This is a genomic window from Streptomyces malaysiense, from assembly GCF_000980885.2.
In the GTDB taxonomy this organism is placed as follows: Bacteria; Actinomycetota; Actinomycetes; order Streptomycetales; family Streptomycetaceae; genus Streptomyces; species Streptomyces malaysiense.
This window is the reverse complement of the sequence record NZ_LBDA02000019.1, coordinates 34,950-54,089: the sequence shown is the minus strand read 5'-3', so window position 1 is coordinate 54,089 and position 19,140 is coordinate 34,950. Positions and strand designations below refer to the sequence as shown.

Here is a 19,140-nt window from a genome sequence, read left to right as displayed (position 1 = left end):
ATTCACCTCCTGTTGGGGGGAGTCCCCATCCCCCCAAAGTGAAACTTCGGGCCCAACAAGGAGAGCAGGGAACCCAGATGGCGGAGCTCACGATCCGGCCGGAGGAGATCCGGGACGCGCTGGAGAACTTCGTCCAGTCGTACAAGCCGGACGCGGCCTCGCGCGAGGAGGTCGGTACGGTCACCCTTGCCGGCGACGGCATCGCGAAGATCGAGGGTCTTCCCTCGGCCATGGCCAACGAACTGCTGAAGTTCGAGGACGGCACCCTCGGCCTCGCCCTCAACCTCGAGGAGCGCGAGATCGGTGCCATCGTCCTCGGCGAGTTCAGCGGCGTCGAGGAGGGTCAGCCGGTCACGCGTACCGGCGAGGTGCTCTCCGTCGCGGTCGGCGAGGGCTACCTCGGCCGTGTTGTCGACCCGCTCGGCAACCCGATCGACGGCCTCGGCGAGATCGAGACGTCCGGCCGCCGCGCCCTTGAGCTGCAGGCCCCCACGGTCATGCAGCGCAAGTCGGTGCACGAGCCGATGGAGACCGGCTACAAGGCCGTCGACGCGATGACCCCGATCGGCCGCGGTCAGCGTCAGCTGATCATCGGTGACCGCCAGACCGGCAAGACCGCCCTGGCCGTCGACACCATCATCAACCAGCGCGACAACTGGCGCACCGGCGACCCGAAGAAGCAGGTCCGCTGCATCTACGTCGCCATCGGCCAGAAGGGCTCCACCATCGCGGGCGTTCGCCGCTCGCTGGAGGAGAACGGCGCGCTGGAGTACACGACCATCGTCGCCGCCCCGGCGTCCGACCCGGCCGGCTTCAAGTACCTGGCGCCGTACACCGGTTCGGCCATCGGCCAGCAGTGGATGTACGAGGGCAAGCACGTCCTCATCATCTTCGACGACCTCTCGAAGCAGGCCGACGCCTACCGCGCCGTGTCCCTGCTGCTGCGCCGCCCGCCGGGCCGTGAGGCCTACCCGGGTGACGTCTTCTACCTGCACTCGCGTCTGCTGGAGCGCTGCGCCAAGCTCTCCGACGAGATGGGTGCCGGTTCGATGACCGGTCTGCCGATCGTCGAGACCAAGGCCAACGACGTCTCGGCGTTCATCCCGACCAACGTCATCTCCATCACCGACGGCCAGTGCTTCCTGGAGTCGGACCTGTTCAACGCCGGTCAGCGTCCCGCGCTGAACGTCGGTATCTCGGTCTCCCGAGTCGGTGGCTCCGCCCAGCACAAGGCGATGCGCCAGGTCTCCGGCCGCCTGCGTGTGGACCTCGCCCAGTTCCGTGAGCTGGAGGCGTTCGCCGCCTTCGGTTCCGACCTGGACGCGACCTCCAAGGCCCAGCTGGAGCGCGGTCAGCGCATGGTCGAGCTGCTGAAGCAGGACCAGTACCAGCCGATGGCCACCGAGGACCAGGTCGTCTCCGTGTGGGCCGGCACCAACGGTCGTATGGACGAGGTCCCGGTCGTGGACATCCGTCGCTTCGAGCGGGAGCTGCTGGACTTCCTGCACCGCAAGCACCAGGGCCTGATGACCTCCATCAAGGAGGGCGCCAAGATGTCGAACGACACGATCCAGGCGATCGACGACGCGGTGGCCGAGTTCAAGAAGCAGTTCGAGACCTCGGACGGCAAGCTGCTCGGCGAGGACACTCCTGCCGCTGCCGCCAAGTGACGTAAGGAAGGGACCTGACTCATGGGAGCCCAGCTCCGGGTCTACAAGCGTCGTATCCGATCCGTCAGCGCGACCAAGAAGATCACCAAGGCGATGGAGATGATCGCCGCCTCGCGCGTCGTCAAGGCGCAGCGCAAGGTGGCGGCATCCACGCCGTACGCGACCGAGCTGACACGCGCGGTCACGGCGGTCGGTACGGGTTCGAACACCAGGCACCCGCTCACCACGGAGGCGGAGAACCCGACCCGTGCCGCGGTCCTGCTCCTCACGAGCGACCGCGGTCTGGCCGGCGCCTTCAACTCCAACGCCATCAAGGCGGCGGAGCAGCTGACCGAGCGCCTGGAGCGCGAGGGCAAGCAGGTCGACGCGTACATCGTCGGCCGGCGCGGTGTCGCCCACTACAACTTCCGCGAGCGCAAGGTCGCGGAGTCGTGGACGGGCTTCACCGACGAGCCGACGTACGCCGACGCCAAGACGGTCGCGGCGCCGCTGATCGAGGCCATCGAGAAGGACACGGCCGCGGGCGGCGTGGATGAACTCCACATCGTCTACACCGAGTTCGTCTCGATGATGACGCAGAGCGCGCTCGACGCACGGCTGCTTCCGCTGCGCCTCGACGAGGTCGCCGAGGAGACGGGGTCCGAGGGCGAGATCCTGCCGCTCTACGACTTCGAGCCCTCGGCGGAGGACGTCCTCGACGCCCTGCTGCCTCGCTATGTCGAAAGCCGTATCTACAACGCGCTGCTCCAGTCGGCCGCTTCCAAGCACGCCGCCACGCGGCGCGCGATGAAGTCGGCCACCGACAACGCGGGCGAGCTGATCAACACGCTGTCCCGCCTTGCCAACGCGGCCCGCCAGGCCGAAATCACCCAGGAAATCAGCGAGATCGTCGGTGGCGCGAGCGCCCTGGCCGACGCGACCGCGGGGAGTGACCGATAAATGACCACCACTGTTGAGACCGCGACGGCTACGGGCCGCGTCGCCCGGGTCATCGGCCCGGTCGTCGACGTGGAGTTCCCCGTCGACGCGATGCCGGACATCTACCAGGCGCTGCACGTCGAGGTGTCCGACCCGGCCAACGCCGGCGAGAAGAAGACGCTGACCCTGGAGGTCGCCCAGCACCTGGGTGACGGCCTGGTCCGCACCATCTCCATGCAGCCGACCGACGGCCTGGTCCGCCAGGCCCAGGTCGTCGACACCGGCGCGCCGATCTCGGTGCCGGTCGGCGACTTCACCAAGGGCAAGGTGTTCAACACCCTTGGCGAGGTGCTGAACGTCGACGAGCAGTACGAGGGCGAGCGCTGGCCGATCCACCGCAAGGCCCCGAACTTCGACGAGCTCGAGTCGAAGACCGAGATGTTCGAGACGGGCGTCAAGGTCATCGACCTGCTCACCCCGTACGTCAAGGGCGGCAAGATCGGCCTGTTCGGCGGCGCCGGCGTCGGCAAGACGGTGCTCATCCAGGAGATGATCTACCGTGTCGCCAACAACCACGACGGTGTCTCCGTGTTCGCCGGTGTCGGTGAGCGCACCCGTGAGGGCAACGACCTCATCGAGGAGATGACCGACTCGGGCGTCATCGACAAGACGGCCCTCGTCTTCGGTCAGATGGACGAGCCCCCGGGCACCCGTCTGCGCGTCGCGCTGGCCGGCCTCACCATGGCCGAGTACTTCCGTGACGTCCAGAAGCAGGACGTGCTGTTCTTCATCGACAACATCTTCCGCTTCACGCAGGCCGGTTCCGAGGTCTCCACCCTGCTCGGCCGTATGCCGTCCGCGGTGGGTTACCAGCCGAACCTGGCCGACGAGATGGGTCTCCTCCAGGAGCGCATCACGTCGACCCGCGGTCACTCGATCACCTCGATGCAGGCGATCTACGTCCCCGCGGACGACCTGACCGACCCGGCTCCGGCCACCACCTTCGCCCACCTCGACGCGACGACGGTTCTCTCCCGTCCGATCTCGGAGAAGGGCATCTACCCGGCCGTGGACCCGCTGGACTCGACGTCCCGGATCCTGGACCCGCGGTACATCGCCGCGGACCACTACAACGCGGCCATGCGCGTGAAGAACATCCTGCAGAAGTACAAGGACCTGCAGGACATCATCGCGATCCTCGGTATCGACGAGCTCGGCGAAGAGGACAAGCTCGTCGTCAAGCGCGCCCGTCGCGTGGAGCGCTTCCTGTCCCAGAACACCCACGTCGCCAAGCAGTTCACCGGCGTGGACGGTTCGGACGTGCCGCTGGACGAGTCGATCACCGCGTTCAACGCGATCTGCGACGGCGAGTACGACCACTTCCCGGAGCAGGCGTTCTTCATGTGCGGTGGCCTGGAGGACCTCAAGGCCAACGCCAAGGAGCTGGGCGTCTCCTGAGCCCCGTGCTCTTCGGAGGGGGCGGGCGCGTCCCGCCCCCTCCGCAACGCCCACTAGAATTGACCCCAACACCCGGCACCCCTGCCGGGTGGTGACCCGAGGAGCCACTCTTGGCTGCTGAGCTGCACGTCGAGCTGGTCGCCGCGGACCGCCAGGTCTGGTCCGGCGAGGCCACCCTGGTCGTCGCGCGCACCACCTCCGGCGACATCGGCGTCATGCCCGGTCACCAGCCGCTGCTCGGTGTGCTGGAGTCGGGCCCGGTGACCATCCGTACGAGTGACGGCGGAACGGTCGTCGCCGCGGTGCACGGCGGTTTCGTCTCGTTCGCGGACAACAAGCTGTCCCTGCTGGCCGAGATCGCCGAGCTGTCGGACGAGATCGATGTCCAGCGCACGGAGCGGGAGCTCGAGCGCGCGAAGGCGGAGGGCGACGCCGCCGCCGAGCGCCGCGCGGACGTCCGACTTCGTGCGGCGGCCGCGCGCTGAACCAGCCGCGCGGTACGTTGACATCACTCAGCCGCGGCCGGCCCGGAGCAATCCGGTGCCGGTCGCGGCTGAGGCAGATGTAGGTGTTTTTTCCGTTTCATTACTCAGTAGTAGAAGCAGTTCCCCTACCTAGGAGACGAGGAGGTCGGTGCCGATGGTCCTCGCTCTGACTGTGTGCGGGATCGTGGTCGCGCTCGTGGTGGCCGGGCTGTTTCTGTTCGGTCTGCGGCGCCGGCTGATCCAGCGCTCGGGCGGGACCTTCGACTGCTCCCTGCGGTGGGGCGTGGCCGAGAAGCCGGACGCGGGCGGCAAGGGCTGGAGCTACGGCGTCGCCCGCTACAACGGCGACCGCATCGAGTGGTACCGGGTCTTCTCCTACGCCGTCCGCCCCCGCCGCGTCCTGGAACGCGCCCAGATCGAGGTGGCCGGCCGCCGGCTGCCCGAGGGCGAGGAGGAACTGGCACTGCTGTCCGACGCGGTGGTCCTCGCCTGTGTCCACCGGGGCACGCGCCTGGAACTCGCCATGAGCGAGGACGCGCTGACCGGGTTCCTCGCGTGGCTGGAAGCCGCTCCGCCCGGACAGCGGGTGAACGTGGCGTAGCCACTCGCCCACTGTCCGGGGGCCCCGGACGGAAGCCGGGGGGAGCGTCGACGAGGCTAGAGCCTCGTGCGGTTGACGGTTCTCACAGGTTGCTGCTGATGGCGTTCACCAGTTCGCCGTCGCTGGTGTCGCCGCTGAACTCCCAGAAGAAGGCGCCGCCCAGGCCCTGGGTCTTGGCCCAGCTCATCTTCCCGGCGATGGTCGACGGGGTGTCGTACGACCACCAGTTGCTGCCGCAGTGGGCGTACGCGGTGCCCGCGACGGTGCCGGTGACGGGGCAGGACGACTTGAGGACCTTGTAGTCCTCGATGCCCTGCTCGTAGGTGCCGGCCGCCGGGCCCGTCGCGGTGCCGCCCGGGGCGTCCTGGGTGACGCCGGTCCAGCCGCGGCCGTAGAAGCCGATGCCGATGAGCAGCTTGGAGGCGGGGACACCGGCCGCCTTGTACTTGGCGATCGCGTCGGCGGTGGTGAAGCCGGCCTTCGGGATGCCGCTGTACGAGGTGAGCGGGGAGTGCGGGGCGGTGGGGCCCTTCGCGTCCCAGGCGCCGAAGAAGTCGTACGTCATCACGTTGTACCAGTCGACGTACTGGGCGGCGCCGGAGTAGTCGGCGGAGTCGATCTTGCCGCCGTCCGAACCGTCGGCGGTGACCGCGGCCGTGACCAGCTTGCCGCTGCCGAACTTGGCGCGCAGCGCGGCCATCACGTTCTTGAACGCCTCGGGCCCGCTGGTGTCACAGGTCAGGCCGCAGTTGTTGGGGTACTCCCAGTCGATGTCGATGCCGTCGAACACATCGGCCCAGCGCGGGTCGTTGACCAGGTCGTAGCAGGACTGGGCGAAGCCGGCCGGGTCCTTGGCCGCGTCGGCGAACCCGCCGGACCAGGTCCAGCCGCCGAAGGACCAGATGACCTTGAGGTTCGGGTACTTGGCCTTCAGTTCGCGCAGCTGGTTGAAGTTGCCGCGCAGCGGCTGGTCCCAGGTGTCGGCCGTGCCGTTGACCGACTGGTCGGCGGTGAACGCCTTGTCGTAGTCGGCGTAGGAGTCACCGATGGCGCACTTGCCGCCGGTGACGTTGCCGAAGGCGTAGTTGATGTGGGTGATCTTCGCGGCGGAGCCGGAGGTCACCAGGTTCTTCACGTTGTAGTTGCGGGCGTAGATGCCCCAGTCGGTGAAGTAGCCGAGCTTGACCTTGCCGCCGGGGGGCGGCGGAGTGGTCGAGCCGCCGGTGGTGTGCACGGAGACGGCGGCGCTGGCCGGACCGGTCTGGTCGGCGGTGTCGCGGGCCTGCACCGAGTAGGAGTAGTCGCTGCCGGCGGTGAGTCCGGTGTCGGTGTACGACGTGGTGGTCACGGTGGCGACGACCTTGCCGTCGCGCAGTACGTCGTAGTTCTTGACGCCCTTGTCGTCGGTGGCCGCGCTCCAGGAGAGCTGCACCGAGGTGTCGGTGATGCCGGAGGCGGTCGGGGTGCCGGGGGCGCTCGGCGCGGAGTCGCCGGGGGCGGTCGTGCCGTCGCAGCTGCCGCCGTTGAGCGTGCAGTTGCCGGGGCTGCCCGGACCGGCTCCGTTGAAGCCGAAGCTGACGGAGGCGCCGGGGGCGATGGTGCCGTTGTAGGACTTGTTCTTCGCCGTCCAGTGGTTGCCGGAGTTGGTGACGTCGGCGTCCCAGGCGGAGGTGACGGACGTGCCGGAGGGGAAGTCCCACTCGACGGTCCAGGAACTGATGCTCGCGGAGCCCGCGTTCTTGATGGTCCACTGGCCGCCGAAGCCGGTGCCCCAGTCGCTGGACTTGGTGAAGCTCGCGGTGACGCCGGCGGCCTGGGCGGTCGCGGCCGGCGCGGGGCTCGCGAGTCCGACCAGTCCGGCCAGGGGGAGTACCAGGGTCGCGAGCCCTGCCGCGACCTTGTGTCTGAAGCGCATCGAGCGCCTCCCTCGGTAGTGGGGGTGACAGGGGGGACATGACTGAGCCTTCATGCCCACGGTGCTGCGAGGGTAGAAAGGTCTGGACCATGGGTCAATAGGTCTGGACCATTCCAACTCCTTTACACCCCCGATGCATTGGGGGGTTTTCCCCAGTGAAGCGCGGACGGCTGGCTGCGTACGATCGCTGTGACCGATCAACGATCCGATGCGCTGTATACGGGGGACCCTTCATGCGACGCGCGCGCTTCCTTGCTGCCGCGGCCCTGGCCGCACTCACCGTCGGCGGGCTTTCCGCGTGCTCGATCCTCGATCAGAAGAGCTTCGAGGACGACGCCAAGGTCTCCCAGAAGGTGACGTCGATCCGCCTCGACAGTGGGAACGGCGACGTGAAGGTGGAGTCCGCGGCGGACGCCTCCGCGGTCTCCGTGCACCGCAAGGTCAACTACCACGGCGACAAGCCGAGCCGTGCGACCTTCCACGTGGACAACGGCGTCCTGACCCTCTCCGGCTGCGGCCCCGACTGCGCCGTCGACTACGACGTGAAGGTCCCCGCCGGCCTTCCGGTGACGGGCGGCACCTCCAACGGCGACCTCACACTGAATGACGCGGGCGCGATCGACGTGCACACCAGCAACGGCGACATCGCGGTGCACGACGCCGCGGGCGCGGTGAAGCTGCGTACGTCGAACGGCGATGTCCATGTCCAGAACACCAAGGGCGGCGCCATCGACACCCGCACGTCGAACGGCACGGTGACGATCCGGACGGCCACCCCCGGCAACATCAAGGCTCATACGACCAGCGGAGACCTCACGATCACCGTGCCGCCCGCCAAATACCGGATATCGGCGCACGACACCAACGGCGACAAGACCCTGGCCTTCAAGGACGACCCGTCGGGCCGGTACCTCCTGGACCTGTCGACGACGAACGGCAACCTGACGGTGGAGTCGGCGGGCTAGCGGGCCGGGCGCGGGCAGCGGCTCCGTCAGGCGCCCAGCTCCCGCGCCAGGACAGCCGCTTGTACCCGGCTGCGCAGGTCCAGCTTGCCCAGCAGCCGGCTGACGTGCGATTTGGCCGTGCCCTCCGCCATCTCCAGACGGACCCCGATCTGCGCGTTGGAGAGCCCCTCGCCGAGGAGGGAGAGCACCTGGCGCTCGCGCGGGGTCAGCCCGTCCAGCACGGCCGGATCGGTCCGGGTGCCCCGGCCGCCGCCCGGACCGCCGGCGAACTCGGCGATCAGCCGCCGGGTCACAGCCGGCGCCACGATCCCCTCCCCGCGCGCCACCGTCCGCACCGCGTCGATCAGGTCCTTCGCCTCCGCGCTCTTCAGCAAGAACCCGGAGGCGCCGGCCCGCAGGGCTCCGAAGACGTACTCGTCCAGGTCGAAGGTGGTCAGCACCAAGACGTCCGCGAGCCCTTCCGCCGTGATGAGCCGGGTCGCCGACACCCCGTCCAGGCGCGGCATCTGCACGTCCATCAGTACGACGTCGGGCCGCAGTTCCCGGGCGAGTTCGACCGCCCGTTCGCCGTTCGCGGCCTCACCGGCCACCTCGATGCCGGGTGCGCTGCGCAGGATCAGGACCAGTCCCGCGCGGACGGCCGACTGGTCCTCGGCGACCAGGACGCGGATCATGCGAGGACCTCCCCGTCGGTGACATCGGTGACATCGGCGAGGGCGGTGTCCTCGGCGATGGTGTGCTCGGCCAGCGAGAGGACGGCGTGTACGGTCCACCGGTCGCCGTGCGGTCCGGCGGTCAGGGTTCCCCCGAGCAGCGTGGCCCGCTCCCGCATCCCGGGGAGCCCGGCACCCGAGCCGGGCACCCGGGGTCCGTCACCGGGCCGGTAGGGGCTGCTCACCTCGATCCGCAGGGCGTCGTCCGCCTGGCGCAGCACGACCAGGACGGGTCCCGCGGCCGCGTGCTTGAGGGCGTTGGTCAGCGACTCCTGCACGATCCGGTAGGCGGCCAGTTCGACCGGTGCCGGAACGCCGCCGTGCCCGGCGTCGAGGGTGACGTCCAGCCCGTTCGCACGGGCACCGGCGGTCAGTGCGCCGAGTCCGTCGAGCGTCGGCGTCGCCGTCGGGCCGGTGTCGTCGCCGCTGTCCCGCAGGATGCCGATCAGCCGCCGCATCTCGGTCAGTCCGGCGACGCTGTTCTCCCGGATGACATCGAGGGAGGCGCGGGAGGTGTCCGGGTCGTCGAGGGAGAGCGCGGCCGTGGAGTGGATCGCGATGGCCGACAGGTGGCCCGCGACCATGTCGTGCAGTTCCCGTGCCATCCGCGCCCGTTCGGCGGTCACCGCCTGCGCTCGGTCCATCTCCGCGAGCAGCGCGGTCTGTTCGGCCCGCAGCCGTGCGGCCGTGGCGGCCTCGTGATGGTTGCGCACCAGGGCCCCGGTGGCGGCGGGGGCGAAGGAGACGACGGCGCAGCCCAGGCCGACCAGGATCGCATGCGGCTCGCGCCACCAGACGAGGAATCCGAGCGTCACCCCGAGGCTGACCAGCCCGGTGGTGACGGGGATGCGGCGTGCGGCGGCCGGCGGGCCGTAGAGCACGGCGGTGTAGGCGAGGTCCGTGAACATCAGGATCGTCGCCGCGTTGCCCGGGGTGAACATGTCGAAGGTGACGGCCAGGGTGCCGCAGATCAGGGCGAGTCGTGGCCGGGTGCGGCGGAGCAGCTCCAGGCCCGCCGTCACCGCCAGCGGGATCAGCCCCCAGTCGGCGCCGAGCACCCCGCTGCCCGAGGTGTGCAGCCCGAGCGCCCACAGCGCGATCCCGCCCGCGAGGCCGCCGGCTGCGAGGAACACGTCGAACCGGTGCGGTCGGAGCAGTCGTACGGCCATACCCCCATCCAACACGCCCCGCGCAGAGCGCGGATGCTCCCTGGGAACGGTCCCGGACCGCGACTTTCGCTTACCCGGACTCGGCCCCGGGGACGACGATCCGCCGTCCCCGCCGCGCGAGCCTGGGGGACGGCGGGCGAGGAAGGGAGCGGTTCATGATCGTCGCGGTGATCGTCGCCTGTGAGGTGGCGTTCTGGGTGCTGCTCGCGGCGGGGCTGGGCGTCCGGTACGGGCTGCGGATGCCGCGCACCGGACTGGCCCTGCTGCTGTGCGAGCCGCTCCTGGAGGTGGTCCTGCTCGTCGTCACCGCCATCGATCTGAAGCACGGTGGCCGGGCGGACTGGCGGCACGGGCTCGCCGCCGTCTACATCGGCTTCACGGTCGGCCTCGGCCACGCCACGATCAGGTGGGCCGACGCCCGGGTCGCCCACCGCTTCGCCGGCGGCCCGCCCCCGGTGCGCCCGCCCCGCTACGGCCGGGCCCGCGCCGCCCACGAATGGCGGGTGGCGGCCCGCTGGACACTGGCCTGCGTCGTCGCCCTCGTGCTGCTCCAGGCGGCGATCCGGTACGTGGGTGCCGACGGCGACACGGGTTCGCTGCGGGCGTGGCAGCTGAGGATGGTGTGGCTGATCGGCATCAACGTGGTGATCGCCGGGAGCTACACGCTCTTCCCCAGGCGGGAGCGTGGGCGCTAGCGCTCGCCGCCCGGCACCCACAGCACGTCGCCGGTGGCCTTGTTGGCGATGCGGGCGAGGATGAACAGGAGGTCGGAGAGACGGTTGAGGTAGGTGGCGGTGAGGGGGTTCATGAGGTCGCCGTGCGCCTCCATCGCCGCCCAGGTGGAGCGCTCGGCGCGGCGGACGACCGTGCAGGCCTGGTGGAGCAGGGCCGCGCCCGGGGTGCCGCCGGGGAGGATGAAGGAGCGCAGCTTCTCCAGCTGCTCGTTGAAGCGGTCGCAGTCCGCCTCCAGGCGGTCGATGTAGAACTGCTCGACCCGCAGCGGGGGGTACTCCGGGTTCTCCGCCACCGGGGTCGACAGGTCCGCGCCCACGTCGAACAGGTCGTTCTGCACGCGGGTGAGGACCGTGACGACCTCCTCGTCCAGGCCGCCCAGGGCGATCGCGGTGCCGATGACCGCGTTGGCCTCGTTGGAGTCCGCGTAGGCGGAGATCCTGAGGTCCGTCTTGGGCGCCCGGCTCATGTCACCGAGGTGTGTGGTGCCCTTGTCGCCGGTGCGGGTGTAGATGCGCGTCAGATTGACCATGGGCCCAGCGTAATTACGCCCCGGCCGTCCGGAACACCCGTGTGCCCGCCGTCACGGCCAGCATGGCGAATCCGACGGCCACGAGGACGCCGTAGAGCATGTGGGCGGTGGCGTAGTGGCCCACGTAGGCGTCGCGCATCGCGTCCACCAGGTAGCGGAACGGCACGAAGTGCGAGAGCACGTTCAGCCAGGCGGGTGCCAGGGACATCGGGAGCATCAGGCCGGACAGCAGCATCGAGGGCATCGACACCGCGTTGATCAGCGGGCCGAACTCCTGCGGGGTGCGGACCTTCATGCCCGCCGCGTACGACAGCGAGGCCAGGGAGATCGTGAGCAGGGCGACGAATCCGAAGCCGACGAGGATTCCCGCCAGGGGTGCGCGCAGGCCCATCGCCACGGCGGCCAGCACCAGCAGGACCGCCTGGAACACGAACACGGTGGCGTCGCGCAGCACCCGGCCGAGCAGCAGGGCGAGCCGGCTGACCGGGGTGACCCGCATCCGCTCGACCACCCCTTGGGCGCTCTCCATGATGATCGTGAATCCCGCGAACAGGGCGCCGAAGAGGCCGAGTTGGAGCAGCAGGCCGGGCACCAGGATCTGCCAGGAGCTGCCCGCCCGGCCGAGCGGCAGGCCGGTCAGCAGGGGGCCGAAGAAGAGCAGGTAGAGCAGCGGGGTGAGGGCGCCGAACAGGAGGGCGAAGCGGGAGCGGAGGGACTGGCGGAGGTAGCGGCCGTAGACGAGGGCCGTGTCGTGCAGCAGCATGCCGGTGGGCTCCTGGGGGGTCATACGGCGACGGGGGCGTCGCCGGCGGGGGCGGGGGCGCGGCCGGTGACGGCCAGGAAGGTGTCCTGGAGGGTGGCGTCCAGGGAGCCGCCGTACCGCAGCTTGAGCGCGCCCGGCGTGCCCTCGGCGGCGACCGTGCCGCCGTCCACGATCACCAGACGGTCGGCGAGGGCGTCGGCCTCGTCCAGGTAGTGGGTGGTCAGGAAGACGGTCGTGCCGTGCTCGTCGCGCAGCCGGCGGACCAGGTCCCACAGGTCGGCGCGGCTGCCCGGGTCGAGTCCGGTCGTGGGCTCGTCCAGGAACAGCACCTTGGGGCGGTGGGTCAGGGCCATCGCGATGTCGAGGCGGCGCCGCTGGCCGCCGGAGAGGGCGGCCGTCCTGCGGTCGAGGAAGTCGGTGAGGTCGAGTTCGCGGGCGAGTTCCCCGGCGCGGGCGACGGCGTCGGCCTTGGAAAGCCGGTAGAACCGCGCCTGGGTGACCAGTTCCTCCCGGACGCCGATCCCCGGGTCGGCGCCGCCGGACTGGGCCACGTACCCGGAGGCCCGGCGCACTCCGGCCGGGTCGGTGGCCAGGTCGTGCCCGGCGACGGCGGCCGTGCCGCCGGTCGGCTTCAGGAGCGTGGTGAGCATGCGCAGGGTGGTCGTCTTGCCGGCGCCGTTGGGGCCCAGGAACCCGAGGATCTCGCCCTCGTGGACGGTGAGGTCGACGCCGCGTACGGCGTCGACGGGGCCGGCTTTCGTCTGGAAGGTGCGGGCGAGGCCCGCCGCGCTGATGACTGCTGCCATGCCTCCAGAAAAACAGAGTCCCTGAAAAATTGCAATGACTCCAAGTTTTAAGAAGATGCAGCGAAGCTAGGATGGCGGGCATGGCTGAGGGGCTCAGGGAGCGGAAGAAGCGGCAGACCCGGCAGTACATCTCGGATGTCGCCACGGGGCTGTTCGTCGAGCGCGGCTTCGACGCGGTGACGGTCGCGGAGATCGCCGACGCGGCGAACGTCTCCGTCAACACCGTCTACAACTACTTCCCGGCCAAGGAGGACCTGTTCCTCGACCGTTCCGCCGGCATGGTCGAGCGCCTCGCCCGCTGGGTCCGGGGCCGCGCCGAGGGTGAGTCGGCGGCCCAGGCGGTGCTGCGCGAGCTGCGGGACGAGGTCCGGGCGGTGTCCCCCCGTGTCGGCCTGTTCGCGGGCTACGCCGACTTCATGCGCGTGATCCAGGAGGCGCCGGCCCTGCGCTCCCGGCTCTGGGCGCTCGCCCAGGAGGTGGAGGCCAACCTGGAGCAGGTGCTGCGCGAGGAGACCGGCGCGGCCGAGGACGACGAGCTGCCGAGCCTGATGGCCGGTCAGATCGGCTGGATTCACGGCACGGCCATCCGGGTCATCGGCCGCGAGATGCTCGAGCGCCGCGAACCGGGCGAGGTCTCGCGGGAGGTGCTGGCGCTGCTGGACGACATCGAGGAACTGCTGAGCGAGCGGGTGCTCGCCTACGCGGTGCGCGGGTAGGGCCAACGGAGCGGCGCCGGGGGCCTTTTCGCGCGGCTGTGGTGTAGTGCCCCGAACACGCACCGTGTCGACCGCCGTTCGACCGCCGTTCGGATCCGGGGGAAGTCGCCCCGATGTGACGTCCGTCAAATGAGACGTGACGCGCGTTACTTACTGGTCACACGGCCGCTTCGGAGCGCTATCGTCCGCCGAAGGCACACATGTCCATAGCGGGTAACAGCGGGAAGAGGAGTCGGACGTGGCAGGGAAGCTCGCCGTCATCGGGGCCGGTCTCATGGGGTCCGGTATCGCTCAGGTCGCCGCGCAGGCGGGCTGGGAGGTCGTCCTTCGCGATGTCACCGACGAGGCGCTGGCGCGCGGCACCGACGGCGTCAAGGCGTCGTACGACAAGTTCGTGAGCAAGGGCAAGCTGGACGCGGCCGAGGCCGAGGCCGCGCTGGGCCGCATCACCCCGACCACCGACCTGGACGCCGCCGCGGACGCGGACGTCGTCGTGGAGGCCGTGTTCGAGAAGCTGGAGGTCAAGCACGAGATCTTCCGCGCGCTCGACAAGATCGTGCGCCCGGACGCCGTGCTCGCCTCCAACACCTCCGCCATCCCGATCACCAAGATCGCGGCGGCCACCGAGCACCCCGAGCGGGTCGTCGGCGTCCACTTCTTCTCGCCGGTGCCGATGATGAAGCTGGTCGAGCTGGTGCGCGGCTACAAGACCAGCGACGAAGCCCTCGCGACCGCACGGGAGTTCGCCGAGTCCGTAGGCAAGACCTGCATCGTCGTCAACCGCGACGTCGCCGGGTTCGTCACCACCCGCCTCATCTCCGCGCTGGTCGTGGAGGCCGTCAAGCTCTACGAGTCGGGTGTGGCGACCGCCGAGGACATCGACCTCGCCTGCAAGCTGGGCTTCGGGCACGCCATGGGCCCGCTCGCCACCACCGACCTGACCGGTGTGGACATCCTGCTGCACGCCACCGGCAACATCTACACCGAGTCCCAGGACGAGAAGTTCGCCCCGCCGGAGCTGATGCGCCGGATGGTGGATGCCGGTGACATCGGCCGCAAGAGCGGGCAGGGCTTCTACACGTACTGATCGGCGCACTGCCGCGTTCCGCCACCGGGTTCACCCCCGGAACATCACCCCCAAGGGTGAATTCGGTATCGGTTCGCTTACAAGCAGCAACCGCACCGCCACGCATTCAGTCAGACGGTGCACACCATCGATACGGAGTTGGCCACAACCGCACTCAACGGGGAGCGCATATGTACATCAGGGGCGACCACGCCGAGCTGGTCGTCGGGGGGCGCCTCGACGTCCGCAGCGCGGCGGACGCCCGTACGGCCCTGCACTCGGCCGTCGACGACGGCGCCGGCGACCTGGTGCTCGACCTGTCCGAACTGGACTCCTGGGACGCCACCGGGCTCGGTGTGATCATGGGGGCCCACCGGCGGGCCGGCCGCTGCGGCCGCCGTCTGGTGCTGCGCGCCGTACCGCCGCAGATGCAGCGCCTGTTGGTGGCCACCCGGCTGCACCGCATCCTCGCGATCGAGGGCGGTATCGGCGTGGAGTCGCTGCCCCGGGTGTGAGCCGGTGCCCGCGGGGCGCGAGCACACCGGACGGGCAATCCGCGCCGGACCGTGACGTCTCGGACCGTGGGGCACCCCGCCCTGTCGTGGATACTGAGCAAAGGTTTAGTGTTCGGTCGCCCGCCCGACTCGCAACCCTCGACCGAGCGGGCCCGGACCGGAGCGACTGTGCGGCGTGCGGCAGGCCGGGAGGGGCCGTAACACGAGCACACGACGCTTATGGGGGGCTTGAACCCATGGACCCGATCAGCCCTGGGCCTGAGGAGTACGGACACGCGGGCACCCGGCGCCCGCCCCGCGACCCCCTCACCGCCGACTTCGGCCCGAGCGCGCCCGCGCCCGCCCGCACCGCACACCTGGTCTCCGGCGACCTGCTGCTCACCGTCAACCCCGTGGACGGCAGCGAGATCGAGCTCTGCCCGCCGGCCCGGCGCCCGGCGGGCCCCCGCAAGCGCGGCGCCGCCGAGCGGGCCGAGGACGAACGCGCGGGCCGCCCCCCGGTACCACCGGGACCCGCACAGCACCCGCTGCCCCTGCTGGAACGCCAGGAAGTACGGGAGCGGCTGGTACGGCTGCTCGCGCGCGGTCGCACCGTACGGCTCACGGGCCCCGGCGGGTCCGGCCGCAGCGCCCTGCTCGACCTGGTCGCCGACGACTGCGGCGACCTCGCGCCCGACGGCGTGGTGCGCCTGTGCGGCATCCGCCGCACCGCCGAGGACCTGCTCCACGACCTCTTCCACACCGTCCACGACGCCCCCGGACACCGTCCCGAACGCCTCGAACTGCGGGCGCCGCTCGCGGAGATCGGCGCGGTCGTCGTGGTGGACGACATCGAGTTCGGCGGCGCCGAGCTGGACGAGCTGCTGGAGGCGACGCCCGAGTGCGCCTTCCTGGTCTCCGCCACCCCGGACGTGCCCGCGCCGAGCGCCGAGGCCGACGTCGAAGAGGTCTTCCTCGGCGGGCTCGACCGGGCCGGCGGGGTGGACATCCTGGAGCGCACGGCCGGGCGGGTGCTCACCGAGGAGGAGGCCAACTGGGCGGGCGACCTGTGGTTCGAGTCCGAGGGCCTGCCGCTGCGGTTCGTCCAGGCGGGCGCGCTGCTGCGGCAGCGGGACCAACTCCGGGCCGAATCCGGGGCGGTGGACGAGTACGGCGTCTTCGAGGACGTACGGCCCGTGGTCGACGCGGTGCCGGAGTTCACCGACGAGGGCGGTCCGCTGCCCTCGCTCGGCGAGGCCGCCGCCCCCGCGCCGCTGCTCGCCTCCCGGCTCAGCGCCTCCGCCCGCGCCACCCTGCGCTTCGCGGTCGCCCTCGGCGGCGAGGTCCCGCACCAGGCGCACCTGCCCGCCCTGGTCGGCGACACCCATGCCGACGCGGCGCTCGGGGAGCTGGTGCACTGCGGCCTGGTCTCCCCGGCCGGCTCCCGGTACCGGCTCGCGGCGGGCGTGCGCACCCAGCTGGAGGCCGCGGGGTACGGCGACGACGCGCCCGAGCGTGCTTGTACCGCCGCCCGGCACTACGCCTGGTGGGCCGGGCATCCCTCGGTCACCCCGGAGCGGGTGGCCGCGGAGGCCGACGCGGTGCTCGCGGCGCTGGCCGCCGTGGTGCCACCGGGCGAGGGCGACGACGGAGAGGCGGTGCGGCTCGCGCGCGCCGCCGCGCCCGCGTTCGCCGCCGCGCTGCGGTGGAGCGCCTGGGAGCGGGCCCTGCGCAGTGGCGCACAGGCCGCGCTGCACTCCGGTGAGGTGCCCGAACAAGCCTACTTCCACCATGAGTTGGGGATTCTCGCGCTGTGCGGGGGGCGGCTTGACCGGGCCCGCGCGGAGCTGGAGGCGTCGATCGCGCTGCGCGGCGCGCTCGCGGACAAGCGGGGCGCGGTCGCGGGGCGCCGGGCGCTGGCGCTGGTCGCGGACCGGGCGGGGGAGCTGCCCGGCCTGCCGGTGCCGGTGGTCGTGGGGGAGCCGGCGACGGAGCCGGTGCCCGCGCTGCCCGCCGCGCTGTCGGTGCCCTCCGTGCCGGACACCCTGGTCACTCCGCGGATCGTCGTCGCGTCCCAGACGAAGAGTCTCGCCATACGGCGTCTCGCGCGCCGCAATCTGGTGGCGGCCGGCTCCGGCGCGCTGCTCGCGGCGGTGCTGGGCACGGTGGTGACGCTCGGCATGACGTCCCACGACACCGAGGACAAGAACCCCGCGGGGCGGGCCGACGTCAACCCCTCCACGAGCCAGGACGCGGGCGACCCGGCCGCCGATCCGGCCCCGGCGCAGGACCCGGGCACGGCCTCGCGGCCGTCGACGGGCCACCGCTCGGCCCCGGCCCCGGCGGGGACGTACGCCGGGACGAACGCTCCGGTGCGGCCGTCGGCGAGTCCCACGGCCGACCCGTCGGACACGACGGGCACCGGCTCGGGCGGCGGGCCCGGCGGAGGGACGACCCCGACTCCGACCAGGACGAAGCCGACGTCCCCGGACCCCTCGGGGTCGACCCCGTCCACCCCGGCCTCGTCCCCGGCCTCCCCGTCCTCCTCGGCCACCGGGCCGACCCCGACGGACACGGACACGCCCACCGGCTCCGCGAGCGACCAGGCGTCGTTCACGAAGTCGGCGTCCGACGCGCCGGCCCCGGCCGACCCGGACCCCGGGACGCAGAGCCCCGGGTGAGGGCCGGCGGTGCCGGACCGGCCCGAAGGGGCCGTCCGGCACCGCCGTTCACCGTCGCGGTCCCGTCCCTCAGAACAGCCGCAGCTTGTCGTCCTCGATGCCGCGCAGGGCGTCGTAGTCCATGATGTGGCAGTCGATGCCCCGGTCGGTGGCGAGGACGCGGGCCTGGGGCTTGATCTCCTGGGCGGCGAAGATGCCGCGGACCGGCGCGAGATGGGGATCGCGGTTGAGCAGGTCGAGGTAGCGGGTCAGCTGCTCGACACCGTCGATCTCGCCGCGGCGCTTGATCTCGATCGCGACCGTCCGGCCCTCGGCGTCCCGGCACAGGATGTCCACCGGGCCGATGGCCGTCATGTACTCGCGCCGGATGAGCGTGTAGCCGTCGCCGAGGGTCTCGATGCGGTCGGCGAGCAGCTCCTGGAGGTGCGCTTCCACGCCGTCCTTGATCAGACCCGGGTCCACGCCCAGTTCGTGCGAGGAGTCGTGGAGGATCTCCTCCATCGTGATGATCAGTTTCTCGCCCGCCTTGTTGACGACGGTCCACACGCCCTCGTCCTCGCCCGCGCCCTCCTTCAGCGTGCAGGGCGGCGACATCCAGTTCAGGGGCTTGTAGGCCCGGTCGTCGGCGTGGATGGAGACGCTGCCGTCCGCCTTGACCAGGATCAGGCGGGGCGCCGAGGGCAGGTGGGCGGTGAGCCGGCCGGCGTAGTCGACCGAGCACCGGGCAATGACGAGACGCATGGTCGGCAACGCTACTCGACACCCACTGCCGTACGCGATTCGCCCGAGCCGCTCCCTGTGGATGGTCCCACTTGTCACTGCTTTGTCCCTGGAAACTCTTGTTCATCCTTGGCCGATTGTGGGTGCAACCCGACCGTTCCATATACGCATTCTGGTGGTGTGGTCACCGACCGTTGCCTACCGTAGGGAACGGGAGGTCGCGAACCATGTACTCAGCGTGTTTTTCGGGGCCGAACTCCCTTTATCCGTCCGGCAACCCCTGTTCACCGGGGGTGCGAGAGGAGAACCCATGTCGCTCGACGTCTCACCGGCCCTACTCGACGCGGCCGAGCGAGGCGAGGTCGACGAAGCGGAATTCGTCGACTGCGTCCGGAGCTCCCTGCCCTACGCATGGGAGATGATCAGCTCCCTGGTGGCCCAGCTGAAGGTGGACGGCGGCCCCTTCGCCGACAACCAGACGCCCCCGCCCAACGAGCAGGCGCGTGGACAGCTGCTGCGTGCCCTCGCGAGTGACGCCATCCGCGGCGCGCTGCAACGGCACTTCGGCGTGCGGCTGGCCTTCCAGAACTGCCACCGGGTCGCGGTGTTCCCGCTGGACGCCTCGGTGGACGAGACGCTGACCCGCTTCACCTCCGTGCGGGCCCAGCTGCTGAACCAGTCGCCGGAGTTTCGGGACTGCTGACCCGCGGCCCCGGCACGTCCGGGGCGGTGCGTC

General features: G+C 70.8%; 19 protein-coding genes. 12 read left to right on the top strand and 7 right to left on the bottom strand.

The features are described 5' to 3' along the window. Positions 1-77 precede the first annotated feature (77 nt). From atpA to VT52_RS10005, 5 genes are all read left to right on the top strand, one after another. On the top strand, positions 78-1,670 hold the full coding sequence (gene atpA / locus VT52_RS10025) for a F0F1 ATP synthase subunit alpha (RefSeq protein WP_046421574.1): 1,593 nt from the start codon (positions 78-80) through the stop codon (positions 1,668-1,670). 21 nt (positions 1,671-1,691) lie between these two features. Next, positions 1,692-2,609, top strand: a complete 918-nt coding sequence (locus VT52_RS10020) for a F0F1 ATP synthase subunit gamma (protein WP_046421575.1) — start codon at positions 1,692-1,694, stop codon at positions 2,607-2,609. Beyond that, the gene (atpD, locus tag VT52_RS10015) at positions 2,610-4,046 is read left to right on the top strand and encodes a F0F1 ATP synthase subunit beta (RefSeq protein ID WP_046421576.1); all 1,437 of its coding nucleotides are present in this window, start codon (positions 2,610-2,612) and stop codon (positions 4,044-4,046) included. A 110-nt stretch (positions 4,047-4,156) separates the two neighbouring features. Continuing rightward, positions 4,157-4,531 carry a F0F1 ATP synthase subunit epsilon gene (locus VT52_RS10010; protein WP_046421578.1) on the top strand — a complete coding sequence of 125 codons (375 nt, stop codon included), beginning with the start codon at positions 4,157-4,159 and terminating at the stop codon, positions 4,529-4,531. A gap of 154 nt (positions 4,532-4,685) precedes the next feature. Further along, a complete protein-coding gene (locus VT52_RS10005) occupies positions 4,686-5,132 on the top strand; it encodes a DUF2550 domain-containing protein (protein ID WP_046421579.1) in 447 nt (148 codons plus the stop codon). An 82-nt stretch (positions 5,133-5,214) separates the two neighbouring features. On the opposite strand, the gene VT52_RS10000 is transcribed toward VT52_RS10005, so the two are convergent. Beyond that, positions 5,215-7,047 (bottom strand): glycoside hydrolase family 18 chitinase, encoded by a 1,833-nt coding sequence (locus VT52_RS10000; RefSeq protein ID WP_046421580.1) that lies wholly within the window; start codon positions 7,045-7,047, stop codon positions 5,215-5,217. 233 nt (positions 7,048-7,280) lie between these two features. Here VT52_RS10000 and VT52_RS09995 point away from each other — a divergent pair, with 233 nt between their 5' ends. Next, the gene (locus VT52_RS09995) at positions 7,281-8,012 is read left to right on the top strand and encodes a DUF4097 family beta strand repeat-containing protein (protein WP_046421582.1); all 732 of its coding nucleotides are present in this window, start codon (positions 7,281-7,283) and stop codon (positions 8,010-8,012) included. A gap of 26 nt (positions 8,013-8,038) precedes the next feature. On the opposite strand, the gene VT52_RS09990 is transcribed toward VT52_RS09995, so the two are convergent. Together VT52_RS09990 and VT52_RS09985 are read right to left on the bottom strand one after the other, a co-directional pair. Continuing rightward, the gene (locus VT52_RS09990) at positions 8,039-8,686 is read right to left on the bottom strand and encodes a response regulator (RefSeq protein ID WP_046421585.1); all 648 of its coding nucleotides are present in this window, start codon (positions 8,684-8,686) and stop codon (positions 8,039-8,041) included. Further along, on the bottom strand, positions 8,683-9,894 hold the full coding sequence (locus VT52_RS09985) for a sensor histidine kinase (protein WP_046421586.1): 1,212 nt from the start codon (positions 9,892-9,894) through the stop codon (positions 8,683-8,685). The genes VT52_RS09990 and VT52_RS09985 overlap by 4 nt, the downstream gene beginning before the upstream one ends. Before the next feature lie 155 nt (positions 9,895-10,049). On the opposite strand from VT52_RS09985, the gene VT52_RS09980 reads away from it, so the two are divergent. After that, positions 10,050-10,589: a hypothetical protein gene (locus VT52_RS09980; RefSeq protein WP_046421587.1), complete on the top strand. Its 540-nt coding sequence runs from the start codon at positions 10,050-10,052 to the stop codon at positions 10,587-10,589. Here VT52_RS09980 and VT52_RS09975 read toward each other — a convergent pair. Genes VT52_RS09975 through VT52_RS09965 form a run of 3 tightly spaced genes read right to left on the bottom strand, consistent with a single transcriptional unit; the run spans position 10,586 to position 12,727 of the window. After that, positions 10,586-11,158 carry a cob(I)yrinic acid a,c-diamide adenosyltransferase gene (locus tag VT52_RS09975; RefSeq protein ID WP_046421589.1) on the bottom strand — a complete coding sequence of 191 codons (573 nt, stop codon included), beginning with the start codon at positions 11,156-11,158 and terminating at the stop codon, positions 10,586-10,588. The two genes, VT52_RS09980 and VT52_RS09975, sit on opposite strands and share 4 nt — an antisense overlap. A 13-nt stretch (positions 11,159-11,171) precedes the next feature. Beyond that, a complete protein-coding gene (locus VT52_RS09970; RefSeq protein ID WP_046421592.1) occupies positions 11,172-11,921 on the bottom strand; it encodes an ABC transporter permease in 750 nt (249 codons plus the stop codon). 20 nt (positions 11,922-11,941) lie between these two features. Then, positions 11,942-12,727, bottom strand: coding sequence for an ABC transporter ATP-binding protein (locus VT52_RS09965; RefSeq protein ID WP_046421594.1), 786 nt, complete (start codon positions 12,725-12,727; stop codon positions 11,942-11,944). Positions 12,728-12,807: 80 nt separating this feature from the next. Here VT52_RS09965 and VT52_RS09960 point away from each other — a divergent pair, with 80 nt between their 5' ends. From VT52_RS09960 to VT52_RS09945, 4 genes are all read left to right on the top strand, one after another. Next, positions 12,808-13,443, top strand: a complete 636-nt coding sequence (locus VT52_RS09960; RefSeq protein WP_046421598.1) for a TetR/AcrR family transcriptional regulator — start codon at positions 12,808-12,810, stop codon at positions 13,441-13,443. A 238-nt stretch (positions 13,444-13,681) separates the two neighbouring features. Then, positions 13,682-14,530 (top strand): 3-hydroxyacyl-CoA dehydrogenase family protein, encoded by an 849-nt coding sequence (locus VT52_RS09955; RefSeq protein WP_046421600.1) that lies wholly within the window; start codon positions 13,682-13,684, stop codon positions 14,528-14,530. 170 nt (positions 14,531-14,700) lie between these two features. Further along, positions 14,701-15,024, top strand: coding sequence for an STAS domain-containing protein (locus VT52_RS09950; RefSeq protein ID WP_046421601.1), 324 nt, complete (start codon positions 14,701-14,703; stop codon positions 15,022-15,024). 236 nt (positions 15,025-15,260) lie between these two features. Beyond that, the gene (locus VT52_RS09945) at positions 15,261-17,684 is read left to right on the top strand and encodes a hypothetical protein (RefSeq protein ID WP_046421604.1); all 2,424 of its coding nucleotides are present in this window, start codon (positions 15,261-15,263) and stop codon (positions 17,682-17,684) included. Between the two features lie 69 nt (positions 17,685-17,753). On the opposite strand, the gene nucS is transcribed toward VT52_RS09945, so the two are convergent. Beyond that, on the bottom strand, positions 17,754-18,425 hold the full coding sequence (gene nucS / locus VT52_RS09940; RefSeq protein WP_046424337.1) for an endonuclease NucS: 672 nt from the start codon (positions 18,423-18,425) through the stop codon (positions 17,754-17,756). A 289-nt stretch (positions 18,426-18,714) separates the two neighbouring features. Between nucS and VT52_RS09935 the strand changes: the two genes are divergently transcribed. After that, on the top strand, positions 18,715-19,107 hold the full coding sequence (locus VT52_RS09935; protein WP_046424334.1) for an SCO5389 family protein: 393 nt from the start codon (positions 18,715-18,717) through the stop codon (positions 19,105-19,107). Positions 19,108-19,140: the final 33 nt, after the last annotated feature.